General features: G+C 59.6%; 22 protein-coding genes. 5 read left to right on the forward strand and 17 right to left on the reverse strand.

From position 1 onward, the window contains the following. Positions 1 to 2: 2 nt before the first annotated feature. On the reverse strand, positions 3 to 827 hold the full coding sequence (locus KZO83_RS15515; protein ID WP_247621393.1) for a hypothetical protein: 825 nt from the start codon (positions 825 to 827) through the stop codon (positions 3 to 5). A 238-nt stretch (positions 828 to 1,065) separates the two neighbouring features. Here KZO83_RS15515 and KZO83_RS15520 point away from each other — a divergent pair, with 238 nt between their 5' ends. Beyond that, entirely contained in the window at positions 1,066 to 1,647 is a 582-nt protein-coding gene (locus KZO83_RS15520) for a superoxide dismutase (protein ID WP_247621394.1), read from the forward strand. A 46-nt stretch (positions 1,648 to 1,693) separates the two neighbouring features. Here KZO83_RS15520 and KZO83_RS15525 read toward each other — a convergent pair whose 3' ends face one another. Together KZO83_RS15525 and galU are read right to left on the reverse strand one after the other, a co-directional pair. Beyond that, entirely contained in the window at positions 1,694 to 2,986 is a 1,293-nt protein-coding gene (locus KZO83_RS15525) for a nucleotide sugar dehydrogenase (RefSeq protein ID WP_247621395.1), read from the reverse strand. A 4-nt stretch (positions 2,987 to 2,990) separates the two neighbouring features. Next, positions 2,991 to 3,878 (reverse strand): UTP--glucose-1-phosphate uridylyltransferase GalU, encoded by an 888-nt coding sequence (gene galU / locus KZO83_RS15530; RefSeq protein WP_247621396.1) that lies wholly within the window; start codon positions 3,876 to 3,878, stop codon positions 2,991 to 2,993. Positions 3,879 to 4,158: 280 nt separating this feature from the next. Between galU and ubiG the strand changes: the two genes are divergently transcribed. Further along, positions 4,159 to 4,896, forward strand: coding sequence for a bifunctional 2-polyprenyl-6-hydroxyphenol methylase/3-demethylubiquinol 3-O-methyltransferase UbiG (gene ubiG, locus KZO83_RS15535; RefSeq protein WP_247621397.1), 738 nt, complete (start codon positions 4,159 to 4,161; stop codon positions 4,894 to 4,896). Continuing rightward, on the forward strand, positions 4,893 to 5,582 hold the full coding sequence (locus KZO83_RS15540) for an HAD-IA family hydrolase (protein WP_247621398.1): 690 nt from the start codon (positions 4,893 to 4,895) through the stop codon (positions 5,580 to 5,582). Before ubiG ends, KZO83_RS15540 begins: the two co-directional genes overlap by 4 nt. Before the next feature lie 9 nt (positions 5,583 to 5,591). On the opposite strand, the gene KZO83_RS15545 is transcribed toward KZO83_RS15540, so the two are convergent. The 14 genes from KZO83_RS15545 to KZO83_RS15610 form a co-directional block, all read right to left on the reverse strand. After that, positions 5,592 to 6,371 (reverse strand): YciK family oxidoreductase, encoded by a 780-nt coding sequence (locus KZO83_RS15545; RefSeq protein WP_247621399.1) that lies wholly within the window; start codon positions 6,369 to 6,371, stop codon positions 5,592 to 5,594. Positions 6,372 to 6,395: 24 nt separating this feature from the next. Further along, positions 6,396 to 7,193 (reverse strand): tol-pal system protein YbgF, encoded by a 798-nt coding sequence (gene ybgF / locus KZO83_RS15550; protein ID WP_247621400.1) that lies wholly within the window; start codon positions 7,191 to 7,193, stop codon positions 6,396 to 6,398. Between the two features lie 18 nt (positions 7,194 to 7,211). Then, a complete protein-coding gene (gene pal / locus KZO83_RS15555) occupies positions 7,212 to 7,745 on the reverse strand; it encodes a peptidoglycan-associated lipoprotein Pal (protein WP_247621401.1) in 534 nt (177 codons plus the stop codon). 41 nt (positions 7,746 to 7,786) lie between these two features. Further along, positions 7,787 to 9,073 carry a Tol-Pal system beta propeller repeat protein TolB gene (tolB, locus tag KZO83_RS15560; RefSeq protein ID WP_247621402.1) on the reverse strand — a complete coding sequence of 429 codons (1,287 nt, stop codon included), beginning with the start codon at positions 9,071 to 9,073 and terminating at the stop codon, positions 7,787 to 7,789. Beyond that, a complete protein-coding gene (tolA, locus tag KZO83_RS15565) occupies positions 9,073 to 10,143 on the reverse strand; it encodes a cell envelope integrity protein TolA (RefSeq protein WP_247621403.1) in 1,071 nt (356 codons plus the stop codon). Before tolA ends, tolB begins: the two co-directional genes overlap by 1 nt. 9 nt (positions 10,144 to 10,152) lie before the next feature. Then, positions 10,153 to 10,593 (reverse strand): protein TolR, encoded by a 441-nt coding sequence (tolR, locus tag KZO83_RS15570; protein ID WP_075369320.1) that lies wholly within the window; start codon positions 10,591 to 10,593, stop codon positions 10,153 to 10,155. 10 nt (positions 10,594 to 10,603) lie between these two features. Beyond that, on the reverse strand, positions 10,604 to 11,281 hold the full coding sequence (gene tolQ, locus KZO83_RS15575; RefSeq protein ID WP_175575878.1) for a protein TolQ: 678 nt from the start codon (positions 11,279 to 11,281) through the stop codon (positions 10,604 to 10,606). A 51-nt stretch (positions 11,282 to 11,332) separates the two neighbouring features. Beyond that, a complete protein-coding gene (gene ybgC, locus KZO83_RS15580) occupies positions 11,333 to 11,728 on the reverse strand; it encodes a tol-pal system-associated acyl-CoA thioesterase (RefSeq protein ID WP_178998647.1) in 396 nt (131 codons plus the stop codon). Continuing rightward, positions 11,725 to 12,780 (reverse strand): Holliday junction branch migration DNA helicase RuvB, encoded by a 1,056-nt coding sequence (gene ruvB, locus KZO83_RS15585; RefSeq protein WP_178998646.1) that lies wholly within the window; start codon positions 12,778 to 12,780, stop codon positions 11,725 to 11,727. Before ruvB ends, ybgC begins: the two co-directional genes overlap by 4 nt. Before the next feature lie 9 nt (positions 12,781 to 12,789). Beyond that, complete coding sequence (gene ruvA / locus KZO83_RS15590; protein ID WP_040241095.1) at positions 12,790 to 13,404, reverse strand: Holliday junction branch migration protein RuvA; 615 nt, start codon at positions 13,402 to 13,404, stop codon at positions 12,790 to 12,792. Between the two features lie 80 nt (positions 13,405 to 13,484). Continuing rightward, complete coding sequence (gene ruvC / locus KZO83_RS15595) at positions 13,485 to 14,024, reverse strand: crossover junction endodeoxyribonuclease RuvC (RefSeq protein WP_247621404.1); 540 nt, start codon at positions 14,022 to 14,024, stop codon at positions 13,485 to 13,487. A 43-nt stretch (positions 14,025 to 14,067) separates the two neighbouring features. Continuing rightward, positions 14,068 to 14,817 carry a YebC/PmpR family DNA-binding transcriptional regulator gene (locus KZO83_RS15600; RefSeq protein WP_247621405.1) on the reverse strand — a complete coding sequence of 250 codons (750 nt, stop codon included), beginning with the start codon at positions 14,815 to 14,817 and terminating at the stop codon, positions 14,068 to 14,070. Between the two features lie 103 nt (positions 14,818 to 14,920). Further along, on the reverse strand, positions 14,921 to 16,705 hold the full coding sequence (gene aspS, locus KZO83_RS15605; protein WP_247621406.1) for an aspartate--tRNA ligase: 1,785 nt from the start codon (positions 16,703 to 16,705) through the stop codon (positions 14,921 to 14,923). A gap of 66 nt (positions 16,706 to 16,771) precedes the next feature. Then, positions 16,772 to 17,029 (reverse strand): FmdB family zinc ribbon protein, encoded by a 258-nt coding sequence (locus KZO83_RS15610; protein ID WP_178998641.1) that lies wholly within the window; start codon positions 17,027 to 17,029, stop codon positions 16,772 to 16,774. 214 nt (positions 17,030 to 17,243) lie between these two features. Here KZO83_RS15610 and KZO83_RS15615 point away from each other — a divergent pair, with 214 nt between their 5' ends. Next, on the forward strand, positions 17,244 to 18,185 hold the full coding sequence (locus tag KZO83_RS15615) for a D-2-hydroxyacid dehydrogenase (RefSeq protein WP_247621407.1): 942 nt from the start codon (positions 17,244 to 17,246) through the stop codon (positions 18,183 to 18,185). 28 nt (positions 18,186 to 18,213) lie between these two features. Next, positions 18,214 to 19,134 (forward strand): ribokinase, encoded by a 921-nt coding sequence (locus KZO83_RS15620; RefSeq protein WP_247621408.1) that lies wholly within the window; start codon positions 18,214 to 18,216, stop codon positions 19,132 to 19,134. Positions 19,135 to 19,142 lie beyond the last annotated feature (8 nt).

The raw sequence follows: 19,142 nt of genomic DNA on the forward strand, positions 1-19,142 counted from the left end.
CATTATTGAGAAGCGGAAAGTGCTTCCACATTGGCATTGAGAGCCAATTGTCCCTGGCGAAGTTCCCGTAGATCATCCTGAATGCTAGCGACCTCATTGGCGACTTCATCGTGATCGCCGGATAGTGACGCGACCCGAGCGCTCAGATCGTCGAGGTTCTCTTGCAGGTCGTCAAGCGTTTCGCCACGGGCCTGACGTGTGTCGCCCAGCTCATCAAGACGTTGTGTCAGCGTCTCCAGCCCACTGCCCTGCTCTTCCTGGCGCGAGGAGAGCGACTCCAAGCGTGACGACAAGGTGGCGCGCGCATCTTCGCCCGTGCTTTCCAGGGCCTTGAGTGAGGACTGTTGAGCGGCGATGAGCGTTTGTTGCGTGTCTTGCCTGTCGCGCAAGTCTTCCAGGGCGCTACTCGCCCCCGTGCCATCCTCCAGCTCGCTAACCTTGTTTTCCAGGTTGCCGATTACGGCGCGGGAGGCATCCAATTGGGAGCGCAGCCGGTCCAGTTCGGAGCGTAAGCTATCGCCGGAGGCATCCAGCGAGCTGCCCGTGGCGTCGAGGCGGTCGGTCAAGCTGTTTTGCCGTGCTTCGAGGTTGGAAAACCGAGTTTGCCAGGCTTGTCGTTCTTGCCAGTAAAAACTCGTGATTCCCGCCAGAGCGACGATGAGAAGTAACGTCAGGCACCACAATGGCCAGACGCGTGTGCGTCGACGCCGTGTCCCGCTGCTGGCACGGCGTGGACGGCTGTCGAGGCGCCCTTCGGCGATGGGGTCGGTATCGCGCTCGGGCACGATACGTGGTTCCTGGCGTGTTCCTTCCGATCGTTCAGACATGCTCGGCTCTCGTCTCGACTACGTTATTTATCAATGCCCTGGCGTATCACACGAATGTAGCGAAATTGGCGCTTACCGGGGCCGGTGCTAAGATACCGGGCGCGGCTTAGAACGCAGATACTTGGTATTGTAAGGTTTTTTAGTGAATAGAGTGACCCCGATAGTAAAACGCTTCACGCTGAGATGCCTCTGTGGTCCTGGGTTACTTCTTGGCCGATCACGATAAAAGGAGCACATCATGGCGTTCGAACTGCCTGCCTTGCCGTATGAGAAAAACGCGCTCGAACCGCATATCTCCGCCGAAACGCTGGAGTATCACTACGGTAAACACCATCAAGCCTACGTGAACAAGCTCAACGAGCTGACCCAGGGTACCGTTTACGACGACAAATCACTCGAAGAGATCATTCAATCGGCTTCCGGTGCCATGTTCAATCAAGCGGCTCAGGTATGGAACCATACCTTCTACTGGCACTGCCTCTCCCCCCAGGGTGGCGGCGAACCTAAGGGCGCGTTGGGCGATGCGATCAAAGCGACGTTCGGTTCCTTCGAGCAGTTCAAGGAAGCGTTCAATGCCAAAGCGGTGGGTAATTTCGGCTCTGGTTGGACCTGGTTGATCAAGACCGCCGATGGCGGCGTGGACATCAGCAACACCGACGATGCCGACTGCCCCATCGCGCATGGCCAAACGCCTCTGTTGACCATCGATGTCTGGGAGCATGCCTATTACATCGATTATCGCAACGCGCGTCCAAAATACCTGGACGCCGTGTGGAACGTCATCAACTGGGACTTCATCTCCCAGAACTTCAATGATTGATTGGCCATCGAAATAGCACGCTCCGCTTCGACGGAGCGTGCATCGTTCAGGCGTTGGGCGGATCCGCTCGTCGACCGATACCACGATAGATCAAGCCACGTGACGCGACATAATCGGGATCGTAGATATTGCGACCATCCAGGATCAATGGCGTGGTCATGAGTTCGCTTAGTCGGCGCCAATTGGGATTCCAGTAGCATTTCCACTCGGTGACCAGCATCAGAGCATCCGCTTCTTCACAAGCGGCGTAAAAATCATCATCGCAAAAGCGTACACGAGGATGCTGCTCGTAGAGCTCACGCAGAGCCGGTAACGCCTCGGGATCGTGAATGCTGACGTTGACGCCCTGCGCCAACAACGCATCGATCAAGGTGAGCACCGGCGCTTGATCGATGCGGGTGGTGCCAGGCTTGAACGCCGCTCCCCAGATGGCGACGCGTCGCTCGAAAAGCTGGCCATGGAAGTGGTGCCAGAATTTGCGGAACAACGTCTCTTTTTTCTGCTCGTTGATGTCGAGGACATGCTCGAGCAGCAACGACTCGCGACCGGAAGCATGCTGGACATCGGCCAGCCGCATGAGATCACGCGAGAAGCTGGGACCGCCAAAGCCACAGCCAGGATATAAGTACTCGAAACCGATACGGCTATCGGCGCCCATGCCCAGGCGGACATGTTCGACATCGACATCCAGCGAGTCGGCTAGGCCCGCCAACTCGTTCATATAGCTTATGCGTGTCGCCAACATGCCGATGATCGCCAGCTTGGCGAGCTCCGCGGCGCGGCGCGGCATGAGCTGGAACACGTCCTGGCGACGGTTGAAAGCACGTAGCAGCTCGCGCACCTGAGCGGTGGCCTGGCGATCTTCGCTTCCGAGCAACCAGCGTGCCGGGCGGGTGAAGGTCTCCCAGGCACGACCTTCTTCCAGCATGTCTGGTAAGGCAACGGCCGCTTGGCCGGTGTGGCCAAGCAACGCCTCGAGGCGTTCGGTGTGGCCGACCGGAAACGTCGAATTATTGACGATCACCAGCGGGGTGCTTTGCGCCGCGGGAATATCGGCCACATAGGCTTCAGCGGATTCACGCTGGTCCGGAGCCAGCGCTAGCCAATGAATCTCGACATCTTCCCGCGTGGGCGTATCGGTCAGGCGTAGCAAACCCGAGCGACAACCCGCATCGATCTGGGACTTGAGTCCCGGTTCGCGAAGCAGCCATTCGGCGTGTTCCAGATGTTGCCAGGGCACCTCGGGATGCGGGTACCAATCGACCTGGTGCCCCACCGAGGAAAGCGCTGCCGCTGCCACGGCCGCCGATAGCTCGCTTCCATACACGTTCACGCGCATGGCATCAGCCCTCGTTTGCGTAACGGCTCAACAAGGAGCGGAAGCCTTCGCCATACTGGGGATGGCGCTTGGCGAGTGCCAGTGTCGCTTCCAGATAGCCCAGTTGGTGCCCGCAATCGTAGGTATTACCGCGCATGCGATAAGCTTCGGCGCCTTGCTGCTGGCGCAGGGTCTCGAGGGCATCGGTAAGCTGGATCTCATTCCCCGCGCCGGGCTGGGTTTCGGCCAGCAACGGGAAGATGGCAGCCGGCAGCAAATAACGCCCGATCACCGCCAGGCTGGACGGCGCCTCCTCCACCTTGGGTTTTTCGACCATGCCTGTCAGGGATGCACTATCGCCGGGGGCCGGTGCCTCGCCCTCGAGCGCGACGATTCCATACTTGTGGGTCATCTCTTGCGGCACGTTTTCGACCATGATCTGTGCCTGGCCGCTCTTGTCATAAGCCTCGATCATGCCGGCCAGATCGTTCTGCGATAACTCGCCAGCATCTACCAACACATCGGGAAGTAGTACGGCAAAGGGGTCGTCACCAATCACCGACTGCGCGCATAGTACGGCGTGTCCAAGTCCTAGAGCGACTGGCTGGCGCACGGCGATGATGCTCACATCCTCGGGGACGATGTTGCGCACTTCCGCGAGCAATTCATCCTTGCCCTTGGCCTCGAGCATCGCTTCGAGCTCGAAGTTCTTGTCGAAATGGTTTTCGATGGCGCTTTTGCTGGAGTGCGTCACCAACACGATTTCCTTGATGCCGGCGGCCACCGCCTCTTCGACGACGTACTGGATGACCGGCTTGTCGACGACAGTGATCATTTCCTTGGGAATGGCCTTGGAGGCTGGTAGGCAACGTGTACCGAGTCCAGCGACGGGGAGTACGGCCTTCTTGATCATGAGGATTCCTTCCTTAGCGTTCTAGGGTCGAGTGTCGGCAGTATGCCATAGTGAAAAGCGCGACGGCGCCAACGATTCGGCATTCCTTTGATGGTATTCAGGCAAAGAGGTTCGCACTGTCTTGCATTGTCTAAATTGACAAAATGCGCCCCTCAACATCCACGCGTAACATTGTAGAATGTGCATTATTAGTGTGCCGGCACGCGACGACACATAACGACATAGATTTCGATACGTATGCTGCAGCATCGGTTCGATCATTTCTCCAAGAGGAAACCCCATGAGCGAGACGTTCGGTAACAACGTTGATCACGCCGAGATCGCCAAGTTCGAAGCGCTCGCCAGCCGCTGGTGGGATCCTGAAAGCGAGTTCAAGCCACTGCATGAGATTAACCCGCTGCGCCTGAACTTCATCGATGAGCAAGCCAATCTGGCGGGCAAGACCGCCATCGATGTGGGATGCGGTGGCGGCATTCTTAGCGAGGCGATGGCCCATCGCGGCGCTCGCGTCACGGGTATCGACATGGGAGAAGCACCGCTCGCTGTCGCGCGCTTGCACCAGCAGGAAAGCGAGGTGACGGTCGATTACCGGCAGATCAGCGCCGAGGAAATGGCCGCCCAGCACCCTGGTGAGTTCGATGTCGTCACCTGCCTGGAAATGCTCGAGCATGTTCCGGACCCTGCGGCGGTCGTGCGGGCATGCGCGACGCTGGTCAAACCTGGCGGCCACTTATTTTTCTCGACCATCAACCGCAATCCCAAGGCGTATATGTTCGCCATTCTAGGCGCCGAGTACGTGTTGCAGCTATTGCCCCGCGGGACGCACACCTACAACAAGTTCATTCGCCCGGCGGAGTTGTCGGCCTGGTGCCGTGACGCCGGCTTACGCGTGCGTCGTCAGACTGGATTGACCTATAACCCCGTGACCAAGCGCTATCGCCTAGTGGCCAACGATGTGTCCGTGAATTACATGATGCACTGCACGCCGGAATGGACGGGCAAGGGAGAGGCGCAATGAGTGACGCCCGGCCGGCGGCGCTGCTTTTCGATCTCGACGGCACGCTCGTCGACACGGCGCCCGATCTGGCGCAAGCGACTAATGCCTTGCGAACGCATCACGGCCTTGCGCCATTGCCTTATGAGACTATCCGCGCCCAGGTCTCGAACGGCGGTAGCGCTTTGGTAGAACTGGCACTGGGATTGGCACCTACGCATGCCGATCATGGCGAGGCAAGGCGCTTTCTGCTTGAGACCTACGGGCGTGACGTGGCGCGATACAGCCACGTATTCCCCGGGCTAGAGCCGTTGTTGAAAGCCTGGGATAACGCACATCGCCCCTGGGGGATCGTGACCAACAAGCCGCGTGCCTATGCTGCGCCGCTGGTCGAAGCACTGAATCTAACGCACGGCGTATTGCTGGCTGCAGATGACCTGCCGCTCAAGAAGCCCGACCCCGCACCGCTACTCGAGGCGGCGCGACGTCTCGGCGTCGCCCCCACCGATTGCTGGTACATCGGTGACCATCTACGTGACATGCAAGCGGCGCGGGCGGCAGGCATGCACGCCATCGCGGTACGTTATGGTTATATCGGCGACGCGGAAACGCCCGATACCTGGCCGGTAGATCGTTGGTTCGAAACGCCGGAAAGCTTGACGCAAGCGCTTTGGCCTAGCGAAGGCGACATGGCTGTACCCTCCGGCTGACGACACCGCCTACCCAGAAGCTGTCGCCACACCCTTGGGCGGCTGGGCGTCGAAGGCTTGCCCCGTACGTCCCTGGCTGGCGGGGCCCATCAGCCATAAGTAAGTCGGCATGATATCCAACGGCGTGCGTAGCGTCGCCGGATCCTCGTCAGGATACGCTCCTTGTCGCATGGCCGTGCGCGTCGCTCCAGGATTGAGGGTGTTCACTCGTATCGACGAAGTGGGCTCGAGTTCATTGGCCAGCACCTGCATGAAACCTTCCGTCGCGAACTTCGAAACCGAATAAGCGCCCCAGCGCGCGCGTCCCTTACGCCCCACACTCGAGGAGGTCAGCACCACCGACGCATCGCGGGATGCCTCGAGCAATGGCAGCAACGCCTGCGTCATCCACACCGGACCGGTGACATTGACCTGCATCACCCGTTCCCAGAGTTCGGGGTCGTAGTGCGCGAAAGACGTCAACTCCCCGAGCAAACCGGCGTTGTGAAGAAGACCATCGAGACGACCGAACTCGCGTTGTAGTGTCTCGGCTAGATCGCGATATTCCTTGAGTGTCGCCCCCTCGAAGTTGAGCGGGAAAATCGCGGGTTGCGGGCCGCCAGCGGTTTCAATCTCATCGTAGACCGCTTCGAGCTTGGTCAGCGTACGTCCGACCAGTATCAGCGTTGCGCCATGCTCGGCAAAAGAACGCGCGGCGGCACGCCCGATGCCTGACCCCGCGCCAGTCACAAGGACAACACGCCCCTCGAGCAGGTTCGCTGGTGGGTGATAATCAATATGACATTCCATGACGCCCCCCTCGTTCAGCATCAATCAGCCTGACTGGTTAAGGAAGTCCTCGGCCATGTCAGCCGCGTTACTATCAGGGTAGTCGTCGCGAACGCGCTCGAGGAGCTGCGTGCTTTCATCGGGATGGCCTTGGCGTGCCTTTAGCAACCCCAGCTTGTAGAGCGCATCCGCGACCTTGTTGCTGCCGGGATAGTCATCGATGACCGTCTGGAAAGACTCGGCGGCCGCGTCCAATTGCGATTGCGCGGAATACAACTCGCCTAGCCAGTAGTGCGCGTTGGGGCGTAAATCGGAATTCGGATATGCGCCGATGAAGTCTTCGAAGGCCTGGATGGCCTGATCGAACTCACGCGCCTGCACCTTCTTGAAAGCCGCTTGATAATCTTCGCGTCCCTGATCGCCAGACGTGCCCTCTTGAGCGCTACCTGCTTGCGATTCGTTGGTGGCGGCGCCACTGGAGACCGACTTGGCGGCATCGCTATCGACGCCGGAAGAATCTCGAGAAGAGGCAGAGCGCGATGCCATCTCATCGACGCGCTTTTCCAGATCCAGAAAACGTTCTTGCGAAAGTTTCTTCTGCTGTTCGAGCTGGTAGCGCAGCTCCTCGAGCTGGCCGCGCAATTGTTTGATCGCGCGCTGGTTGTCCTGCAACTGATTGAACAAGGCCAGATTGCCACCACCGCTCGATTCTTCACGTACGGCGGTCTGGCTATAGATGCTGCTGGACTGGTCGGTCAAGTCATCGACCGAGGGTTGAGCCCATACGGACAGCGGGAGCACCAAGGCTCCCGCGCCGCACAGTCTTTTCAGACCGTGTTTCATACCTGACTCCGGCGACGTTTAGTAGGAAAAGACGACGCGGCGATTCTGGGCGTACGATTCTTCATCGTGACCGCGTACCGCAGGACGCTCTTCGCCGTAGCTGACGATTTCGACCTGTGAGGATGAGACACCTTCCACACTGAGATATTGCTCGACGGCTTGCGCACGACGCTCACCCAACCCCAGGTTGTACTCGCGGGTGCCACGCTCATCGGCATGCCCTTCCAGAACGACATCGGTGTTGGGATGGTTCTTGAGATATTGAGCATGCGCTTCGAGGACAGACTCGAATTCCGGACGAATGGTATCGCGGTCGAAAGCGAAGTAGATGGTGCGCTCTGCGGGGATGGCATTGCGGTCGCCCATCTCGCTGCCCGAGGTGCCTTGTCCACTTTCCATGCCTTGGCTGGAGGCGGAACCTGAGCCTCCGGCGCCTGTTCCGGACATACCGTCCATGCTGCCGTCTTGGGTGCCGCCAGTGCTGGAGCAACCCGCGAGAACGGCGAGTGAAATGGCGACGGTGAGGCCTTGGGCATACGGTTTGAATTGCATTGTTTTCTCCTTGCTTGGAAGTCGAATGACACTATCGCGGTTTAGTCTAAAAAGGGCGACCATGCGGGTTCGCGCACGTCCCCTTGCGGCGATGGCAGCCGGAAGGAAGCACTGCCATCGTCCGATACAGCCCCCAATACACCGCGGGTCCCTTCTTGCGTGGCGAAGATTACCATGGTGCCATTCGGTGCGACACTGGGAGATTCATCCCAATTGGAATCGGTGAGGATCGTCATGCGGTCGGTATCCAGATCCTGGCGAGCAATGTGGAAGCCGTCGTCGTCACGGGTCACCATAAATATCGCATCACCGTCCGGGTTGAAACGACCACGTGAATTATAGCTGCCGGTGAAGGTGATCCGCTGGGCCTGCTCATCGCCCAAGTTGTAACGATAGATCTGCGGATTGCCACTACGGTCGGAGGTGAAAATCAGGCTGCGACCGTTCGGTGCCCACTCGGGTTCGGTGTCGATCGCATCACTATGCGTCAGGCGCGTGAGGTCACGCGAGCCGAGATCCATGACGTAGATCTCCGGCTGGCCATCCTTGGAAAGCGACATCGCTAGCTTGCGTCCATCTGGTGACCACGCCGGTGCGCCGTTGATTCCCTCGAAAGAGGTCAATTGGACACGCTGTCCTGTCGAAAGATTCTGGACATAGATGGACGGGCGTCCCGTCTCAAACGAGACATAGGCCAGCTTGCGACCGTCGGGCGACCACGCTGGCGACATGATGGGCTCATCCGAGGAGAGGATTTCCTGATTGTTGTGCCCGTCGGCATCGGCGATGTTCAAAGTATATTTGATGTTGTCACCGACGCCATTGGCCGTGACATAAGCGATGCTCGTCGAGAAGGCACCACGAATGCCAGTGATCTCTTCAAAGATCTGATCACTGATATAGTGCGCACTGTCGCGGAGCTGATCGCGGCTGGAGGTGACGACCTCGCCGAGCATACGGTCTTCGCCATTGACGTCCAGAAGCTCATACTGAATGCGGTATTGCCCCCCCTGGTTCTTGACCTTGCCCACTACCAGGTAGTCGCTATCCAACTGCTGCCAATCCTGATAATAAACATCATCGCTGCTACTGGGCCGAGAGATCAGCGAATTTTGCGACAATGGCTCGAAACGACCGCTGCGTTCCAGGTCGTTGCTGACAATACGCGAGACCTCTTGCGGTAGTTCATCCCCGCCTTCCATTGGCACGATGGCAATGGGAATGGCCTGATCGCTGCCCTTGGTGATTTCGATGGTCAGCTCGGCATGCGCCATCCCGGCACACAACATCAGCAGCAGCGCGGCTGTCCAAAGATTGAGTCGTTTCATCAGCGGATGTCCTCTGGGTTGAAGTCCAGATTGAATTCACGGAACCGACCTCTTACCGAAGCGTCGAGTTCGCGCATCTCACGGAATGGCGCCGCCTTCTCGACGGCACTGATCACGGAATGATCGAAAGCGGAATTGCCACTGCTTTGTGTGATCGTGGCGCTTACCAGTTCGCCAGTGGGCAGTAATTGGATTCGCACGATGGCGCGTAACTCCGAAGACGCATTGGAAGGTACATTCCAGCTTTGTTCAACGTATCGGCGAACCAGGTTCTTGAAGCCATTGGCGGCTTCGCTGGCTTGCTTGGCGTTAGCGATGGATTGTTCTTCATCACTGATCATGCTGTCCAGTGATGAATTATTGGCCTGAGCCGCCCGTTCGGCGAGTGCTTGCTGACGTTTCCGTTCGGCCTCGGCCTCTGCCTGACGCTTCTTCTCGGCCGCGGCTTCTGCTTGGCGCTTCCGCTCGGCTTCGGCTTCTGCCTGACGCTTTTTCTCGGCTGCGGCTTCTGCTTGGCGCTTCTTCTCGGCCTCGGCTTCTTCCTGACGCTTTCGTTCGGCCTCAGCCTGACGCTTCTTCTCGGCCGCGGCTTCTGCCTGGCGCCTCTTCTCTGCTTCGGCTTCTGCCTGGCGCCTCTTCTCTGCTTCGGCTTCCGCTTGGCGCCTTTTCTCTGCTTCGGCTTCCGCTTGGCGCCTTTTCTCCGCTGCGCGTTGTGCTTCTTCCTGCAAGCGTTGCGCTTCGGCTTTGGCTTCTTCCACCGCGCTATCCGTTACCTCGGCGTCGCTATCGGGCGCTGGTTCTTCGGACGATTCCGCAGGTGCCGATTCTTCGGGTTCCTGCGCGTCCTCTTCTTCCGGCTGAGAAGCGGGCGGTGCGGAATCTTCGGTCTGCTGGGGTTGGTCCGTCGCCGTTTCAGCGCGGACGAGCGCCGCCTGAACCACCGATGAAGAGGTTGGGTCGGGCTCGCTTTCAGGCCATTTGATGATGGTGAGCATCAGCGTCGCGATATGCACGCCAATGGCCAGCAGCACTGGCCAGCCATAGCCTACACGGCGTTCACGTTTCGCCATGTCGATGCCTCACTCTTCACCGCCGGAAGGGGGTTCGGAGATAAGTCCGACGTTACCCACTCCCGAACCTTGCAGCGTACTCATCAATGTCACGATCTGACCGTAGGCGACATTGCGATCACCACGCACCATGACCGGCGTATCCGCGTTGCGGCTCAGCATGGCCTTGACCTTTTCCCCGAGTTCATCAAGGGCGACGGGGGTTTCCTCGTCTCCCAGGGAAATGTAGTACTGCCCTTCACGATCCACCGACACGATCAGTGGCTCTTGCTCCTCGGTATCGATGGGGTCGGACGACACTTGTGGCAGTTCGACATCGACGCCCTGACTGAGCATGGGGGCGGTGATCATGAAGATCACCAACAGCACCAGCATCACATCGATGAACGGCACGACATTGATCTCGCCCATCGGCTTGCGCCGCTGGCGATGATGATAGGATCCGTACATGCTTCCTCCCTCAGGATGCCTCGCGTTCGCTGCGCCCCTGCAGATTACGGTGCAGGATGGCGTGGAATTCCTCGGCGAAGTTTTCGTATTTGCCGAGCAAGCGTCCCGCATGGGCGGATAGTCGGTTGTAGAAGATCACCGCAGGAATAGCTGCAAACAACCCCATGGCCGTGGCGACCAACGCCTCAGCGATCCAGGGCGCGACAGTGGACAACGTGGCCTGTTGCGCCATCGACAAGCTTTGGAACGACCCCATGATGCCCCATACGGTTCCGAACAGGCCGATATAAGGGCTTGCCGAAGCGACCGTGGCGAGGAAAGTGAGATGCAATTGCAGGCGATCTTCTTCTCGCGACAGCGCGACACGCTGGCCCCGTTGCACGCCTTCGAGCACTGCATCGGTACTTTGAGTCTTGGGCATCAGACGATTGAATTCGCGAAAACCGGAGCGGAAAACGTGCTCCGCCCCTAGCGATTCCTGCTCGGCGGGCAGGTCACGATAGAGTTCGTTGAGATCGACGCCGGACCAGAAGCGGTCCTCGAAATCCCGATACGACTTTTCGGCGCGGCGCAGCGCGATGCTGCGTTGGAAGATGATGATCCATGAGGCTATTGAGGCAGCCAGGAGCAGGAGCATGACCAGTTGAACGATCAGGCTGGCGTTCATGATCAGGTGCGGAATGGACATGGAGTCGTTCACGGCAGTCCTCGTGTCGCTTGAGAGTTCGTTTCGCTTGGTTTATCCGTGCATTAGTGGCTGCAGTGCATCCGGCCAACGCACGGGTTTAAGCCGAGAAGCCTCGAGGCAGACGATGTCCACCTGGGCCTCGCACAGTCGTTCCCCGCGACGTGTCACTGTCTGGGCGAAGGTCGCGCGGCAGGCAGTGGATTCGACGACGTCCACCGTGATGTGCAGCTCGTCGTCGAGGTGGGCGGGCTTGGCATAACGGCATTCCAGGTGATGCACGACCAGTTGGATCCCCTGTGCGAGCAAGTCGCGCTGGGCCAGGCCGTGATGGTTTAGCCACTCGCTGCGTGCCCGCTCCATGTATTTTAGATAGTTGACGTAATAGACGATGCCGCCGGCGTCAGTGTCTTCGATGTAGACCTTGACCGTATGCGTGAAATCGCTCATGCATCGCCCTCCTGTCGCTTATCATCAAGCGACGGCGCCGCGACGATGGCATCGGTCGGCGTCAGGCCAAAGTGTTCATAAGCCAGACGTGTGACCACACGTCCACGCGCGGTGCGCATCATGAAGCCCTGCTGGATCAGGTACGGTTCTAGGACATCCTCGATCGTATCGCGTTCCTCACTGATCGCGGCCGCCAGGCTGTCGACGCCGACCGGGCCGCCATCGAACTTCTCGATCATCGCCATCAATAGGCGTCGGTCCATATGGTCGAGGCCATGGCGGTCGACATGCAGCATGTTGAGGGCTTGATCGGCTATTTCTTCGTTCAGACGACCATCGCCACGTACTTCGGCGAAGTCACGCACGCGACGCAGCAGACGATTGGCGATGCGTGGCGTGCCGCGCGCACGACGGGCGATTTCGGCCGCGCCGTCACGGTCGGCCTCGACCCCCAACAAATGCGCCGAACGCACTACGATCTCGGTCAACTCGTCGACCGCATAGAATTCCAGCCGTTGCACGATACCGAAACGATCGCGCAGCGGCGATGTGAGCAGCCCCGCACGCGTGGTAGCACCCACCAGGGTGAAGGCAGGCAGGTCGAGTTTGATGGAACGCGCGGCGGGCCCCTCGCCGATCATGATGTCGAGCTGATAATCCTCCATCGCCGGATACAGCACCTCTTCCACCGAGGCGGGAAGGCGATGTATCTCGTCGATGAATAGAACGTCGCCGGCTTGCAAGTTGGTGAGCATGGCGGCGAGGTCGCCGGCGCGCTCGAGCACAGGGCCGGAGGTCGATTTGATATCGACCTCCATCTCGGCGGCGATGATGTTGGCCAACGTGGTCTTGCCAAGGCCAGGCGGTCCGAAGATCAGGGTATGATCGAGGCTATCGCTGCGCTGGCGGGCCGCGCTGATGAAGATATCCATCTGCTCGCGTACGCGAGGCTGACCGATATATTCGGTAAGCCGCTGCGGACGGATGGCATGATCCACATGCACCTCGCTTCCCTGAGGTTGTGCCGCGATTAGACGGTCGGTATCAATCATTCGCGGTCCTTAACCTGCCATCTTGCGTGTCAGGGCGGCTTTGATCAGGCCTTCCGTAGAGAGGCTATCATCCAGCCCGGACAGCATGCGCGAGGCTTCGGTAGGTTTGTAGCCCAAGGCAACGAGGGCCGATTCCGCATCGGCGAAAGGGTCGGCCGCAGGTGCCGCGGGTGAGGCACCCAACTCAAGAGCATGCAGTCCGTTTTCCTGCTCGAGCTGCCAATGGGGAAAGCGGTCACGCATTTCCACGACCAAGCGGTCGGCGGTTTTCTTGCCAACGCCGGGGAGGCGTGTCAGCGCCTTGCTGTCGTCTTCCATGACGCAGCGGATGAAGGCTTCCTGATCCATGCCGGAGAGGATCGCCAGGGCGAGCTTGGGCCCTACCCCGTTGACTTTGATCAGGGCGCGAAACAATTGACGTTCCTCGCCGCGTGCGAAGCCATACAGTAGATGCGCGTCCTCGCGCACCGCCATATGCGTGTGGAGCTGGACCTCTTCTCCCACCGCCGGCAATGCCAGCAAGGTGGTCATAGAGGTCTCCAGCTCATAGCCGACGCCGCCGACATCGACGACGATCCACGGCGGTTGCTTTTCCAACAGGGTGCCACGCAAGCGTCCAATCATGCACATCGAGTCCTTCGATTGACTGGGTTGACACTATACTGATCCGCCTCGCAACTGACCAGCACCCGACATGCGGCGTCTCAGTCGGGGCGAAAGTCGCGCCAACGCTGACGGGAACCGCTTCGCCGCCGCCCGCGCGCGGCTGACAACGAGCGGCCCTGGCGCGCATAGGCATGCGTCAAAGCGATGGCCAGTGCGTCGGCGGCATCGGCCTGTGGCGTGCCGTCGAGCCCCAGAATCGCCGTTACCATATGTTGTACTTGATCCTTGGTCGCCGCGCCGGTACCGGTGACGGCTTGTTTGATCTGGGTGGGCGCGTACTCGAAGACCTCGAGGCCGTGATTGGCGGCACAGACGATGGCCGTGCCGCGTGCCTGTCCCAGCTTGAGTGCGGAGTCGGCATTCTTGGACATGAAGACCTGCTCGATGGCGACTTCATGCGGACGATGCACGCCGATCAACTCGCCGATGCCGGCATACACCTGGGCGAGCTTTTGGGGCAACTGATCGCTCTTGATGCGGATGCAGCCGCTGGCGACGTAACGTGGCGTCGCCGAGGCGACATCGACGACGCCATAGCCGGTGATGCGCGAGCCAGGATCGATTCCCAGGAGAATCATCGACTCACTATCTCCGTGGTGCTACTTACCCACGTCACGCCACTCACTCGAGTTCCGCCATAACGGCATCGGAGAAATCGGCGTTGGAATAGACATTCTGTACGTCGTCAAGATCTTCGAGCATGTCGAATAACTTGAGGACCTTGCGCGCCGTATCGGTGTCGTCGATGGGAGAGTAGTTATCGGGATAGGACCCGACATCGCTCGCGGAGGGCTCGATGCCCGCCTCGATCAGTGCATCCTTGACCTCACCGAAGCCTTCCACGGACGTCACGATCTCGAGCGTACCATCGTCCTGAGTGATGATGTCGTCGGGTTCGGCGGCTAGCGTAGCCTCCATGGCGGCCTCCTCTGAGGTACCTTCCGGCAGCGTCAACCTTCCTTGCTTATGGAACATGAAGGCGACGGACCCGGACGTACCCAGATTACCGCCGTTCTTGTTGAAGGCGTGACGCACCTCAGAGACCGTGCGATTGCGGTTGTCGGTCATGCATTCGACCATCACCGCGACGCCTTCGGGGCCGTAGCCCTCGTAGATGGTTTCCTCCATCTCGTCGCCGTCGGTATTGCCGGCGCCACGCTCGATGGCACGCTGGATGGTGTCCTTGGTCATGTTGTTGGCCAGCGCCTTATCGATGGCGGCACGCAGGCGCGGATTATCCGCCACTTCGCCACCCCCCTGGCGGGAGGCAACGGTCAACTCACGAATGAGCTTGCTGAAAATCTTGCCGCGTTTGGCATCTTGGGCGGCCTTACGGTGTTTGATGTTCGCCCATTTACTATGGCCTGCCATATCGACGTCACTCCTTGAAAAAACAGGCGTTCGTGTTTGCAGGACACCCGACGCCGAGGCGACGCCGGGAAAACGAGAAGAACGTGGGCAAGCGGCGCGCGTATCAGGCCTCGCCGTTACCACCTTGCTGCGCCTTCTGACGCAAGCGAATGTTGAGTTCTTTGAGCTGCTCGGCGCTGACCTCGCCCGGCGCATCTGTCATCAGGCAGGCGGCACTCTGCGTCTTGGGGAAGGCGATCACTTCGCGGATCGTCTTGGCCCCGCTCATCAGCATGACCAGACGGTCGAGGCCGAAGGCCAGGCCACCATGAGGCGGCGCGCCGAACCGGAGGGCGTCGAGCAGGAAGCCGAACTTCTCCTCGGCTTCTTCTTCACCGATACCCAGTACCTCGAAGACCGCCCGCTGCATCGCCTGATCGTGAATACGGATGGAGCCGCCCCCCAGCTCAGTGCCGTTCAGGACCATGTCGTAGGCACGCGACAGTGCATTGGCGGGATCCGCCTTGAATGCCTCCGGCGAGCTAGATGGCGCGGTGAACGGATGGTGCAAGGCGGCCAGGCGACCGGTGTCGTCGGCTTCGAACATAGGAAAGTCGACGACCCACAGCGGCGCCCACTCCTGCGTATAGAGATCGAGGTCTTCGCCCAACTTGACGCGCAGAGCGCCCAGCGCCTCATTGACGATACGTGCCTTGTCGGCACCGAAGAAGATGATGTCGCCATCCTGGGCGTCGACACGGTTTAGCAGCTCGTCGACCACGCCGTCCATGAACTTCACGATCGGCGACTGCAAGCCTTCGATGCCTTTGGCACGCTCGTTGACCTTGATCCAGGCCAGCCCCTTGGCACCGTAGATGTTGACGAAATCGGTGTAGGCATCGATTTCCTTGCGCGACAGCTTGGCGCCACCGGTGACCTTGAGCGCTGCAACACGCCCGTCATCGGCTTTGGCCGGACCGGAGAACACCTTGAAGTCGACATCACGCATCAGATCGTTGACATCGACCAGCTCAAGCGGGATACGCAGGTCGGGCTTGTCCGAACCGTACCGGTTCATCGCTTCGCTGTACGGCATCTTGGGAAATGCCGGCAGGCTGACATCGAGCACGTCCCGGAACAGCTGACGGATCATGTCTTCGGTCAAGGACATGATGTCGCTCTCTTCGACGAACGAGGCCTCGAGGTCAATCTGGGTGAACTCAGGCTGGCGATCGGCACGCAGGTCTTCGTCACGGAAGCACTTGGCGATCTGGTAGTAACGGTCGAAGCCCGACACCATCAATAGCTGCTTGAACAACTGCGGTGACTGCGGCAGGGCAAAGAACTCACCCGGATGCGTACGGCTCGGCACCAGATAATCGCGAGCCCCTTCCGGCGTGGCACGCGTCAGGATCGGTGTCTCGATATCCAGGAAGCCTTGGGCTTCGAGATACGCGCGCACGCTATGCGTGATCCGCGAACGCAGCCGCAGCTTGTCGATCATCTCCGGGCGACGTAGATCGATGTAACGGTGCTTGAGACGCGTCTCCTCGCCGACCTTGCCGTGCTCGTCGAGCTGGAACGGGGGTGTGGCCGCCGTGTTGAGCACTTCGACGTTTGATGCCAGCACCTCGATCATGCCGGTGGGCATGTTGGGGTTCTGGGTACCTTCGGGGCGCAGGCGAATGCGTCCGCGAATGCGCAGTACAAACTCGTTGCGGGCACGATCGGCATTGGCGAAGGCCTCGGGAGTATCGGGATCGACCACGACCTGGGCGATACCATCGCGGTCGCGCAAATCGAGGAAAATCACTCCCCCGTGATCGCGCCGACGATGTACCCAGCCGCAGAGAGCGACTTCCTGATCCACCAGGGTTTCGTTCAATTGACCGCAATAGTGACTGCGCATGTCTTATCCTGTTTCGTTGCGTATTTCGTGGGGCGATTCGGCGCCGTCCGAACGGCGCCGAACACGTCAGGCGGGCGTCTTGTTGCCGTTCTCGCTAGACGTAGAGGGCGCGGAAGCCTCTCCCGCGAGATTGCGTTTTTGCCCCGATTTGAAGTCGGTTTCATACCATCCGCCGCCGGCCAGGCGAAAGCCCGCCGCGGAGATCAAGCGTGATAATTCTGCGCGCTCGCAGCGCGGACAATCGGTCAGCGCTGCCGCGCTGACTTTCTGCAGCTTTTCCAGGCGATGGCCGCAGGCCTTGCACTCATACTCGTAGATGGGCATGGTTCTCACCATTCATGTCATCAAGAAGCGCCCGCGCGACGCTCGCGCGGTGGCAGGGATATAGGGCCGGAGATCGCACTTTCCAAGCCTTTTCCGAAAGCCGGTCATTATAGCGCGTTGCGCCACCCAGCGGGCAAGCGTATCGGGGCTCGATATCATGCAGCTTGCCGCCACGATGCCAGACTCACTTTATTCCGTTAAAAAAGGATGTCGCATGAAAGCCGTGATTCTCGATGCCGCCAGCCTCGGCGACGATATTGATCTCTCGCCGTTGCACGCGGCGGTCGACACCCTCGAAGTTCATGCGCATACCGCCATCGATGAGCGCCAATCGCGTCTCGACAATGCGGATATCGCCATCACCAATAAGGTGGTACTGGACGGCGACCTGCTCGCGTCCCTGCCCGAGCTTAAATTGATTTGCGTGTTAGCGACGGGTACCAACAATATCGATATGCAAGCTGCTCGAGATCGCGGCATTGAGGTGCGTAATGTCTCCGCCTACGGCACGGCGAGCGTGGCTCAACATGCCCTGATGTTGATGCTTGCCCTCGCCAATCGCCTGCCGCTTTACATGCGCGATGTCGCCGCCGGCCGCTGGAACGAAAGTGCATTGTTCTGCTTGCTCGATCATCGCACTCTGCAACTGGCCGACAAGCACCTCGTTATCGTCGGTCATGGCGAGCTCGGTCGCGCCGTATCGCGCTTGGCCGAGGCCTTCGGCATGCGCGTCACTTTTGCCGCGCGCCCCGGCAATGAAGCGCAGGATTCGCGCCCTTCCCTAGCGTCATTGGCGAGCGAGCTCGATGTATTGAGCTTACACTGCCCGCTGACCGAGCAGACCCGGCATCTCGTCGACGCCGAAATGCTGACTCGTTTCAAGCCCGATGCCTTGCTGATCAATTGCGCACGGGGCGGTATCATAGATGAAAAGGTAGCATTGGAGGCGCTTCGGAGCGGATCGATTGGCGGGCTCGGCGTCGATAGCCTACCTCAAGAGCCGCCACGTCAGGGGCATGAACTCATCGAGGCCATGGATGAGCCACTCAACCTCATCGTTACCCCACATAGCGCTTGGATCTCGCCGGAAGCTCGCGCCAACGTCGTCAGCCTGACGCGCGACAACCTGCATCAATGGCTCGCCTCGCGCGCTTAATACATAAGCTTTAAAGCCGGGAGCTTGCATGCTTTACAACTACGGTTCCATCAATATCGATTATGTCTACCGCGTCAGTCATCTGGTGCGGCCCGGCGAAACATTGTCCAGCCAGAGTTTTACGCAGGTGCTGGGCGGTAAAGGCGCCAATCAGTCACTCGCCATGGCGCGTGCAGGCGGTGACGTTACGCATTGGGGGCGTGTGTCTCAGAACGACCGCTGGGTGTTGGAAATCCTCAACCAGGCGGGCGTCAATACATCCCTGATCGAACTTACTGCAGACGCTAGCGGACATGCCGTCATTCAGGTCGACGACCACGCCGAGAACGCCATTATCCTCAGCCCAGGGGCTAACCATGGCTTCAAGGAACGTCATCTCGACGCCCTAATGACCTCGGTAACTCCGAACGATTGGCTCTTGCTGCAAAACGAGTGCAATGCGCTCGAGAGCGTCATGACACGTGCCGCACGCCATGGCATGCAGATCGCTTTCAATCCGGCGCCTCTAGGCGCCAATGTGCACGCGTTGCCGCTCGAATTATGCCAGATACTGTTCCTCAATCGTGGCGAGGCCGCGGCCCTAGCGGGGCTCGACGAACACGCTGGGGTCGCCGAACTCATAGATGCTCTCTATCAACGGTTGCCCGAGGTCGAGCTGGTGTTAACGCTAGGACGCGACGGTGTACGCTATCAATATGGTGCCCAGCGCCTCGAGCTTCCTGCTTTTCCTGTTGACGCCGTGGATACGACCGCAGCCGGCGATACCTTCATCGGTTACTTCATGGCCGCACGCCAGCGGAATGCTGCCATCGAAACCTGTCTGCACGAAGCGAGCGCTGCCGCGGCCTTGTGCGTGCAACGCAGCGGCGCAGCGCCAAGCATCCCGCTTGCCAGCGAGGTAGCCGCGACTTCTCGTGACTGGCCAGCACGCGATGTCTTGCGCCACTGATCATCTTA

The organism is Chromohalobacter moromii (assembly GCF_023091865.1).
Taxonomy (GTDB): Bacteria; Pseudomonadota; Gammaproteobacteria; order Pseudomonadales; family Halomonadaceae; genus Chromohalobacter; species Chromohalobacter moromii.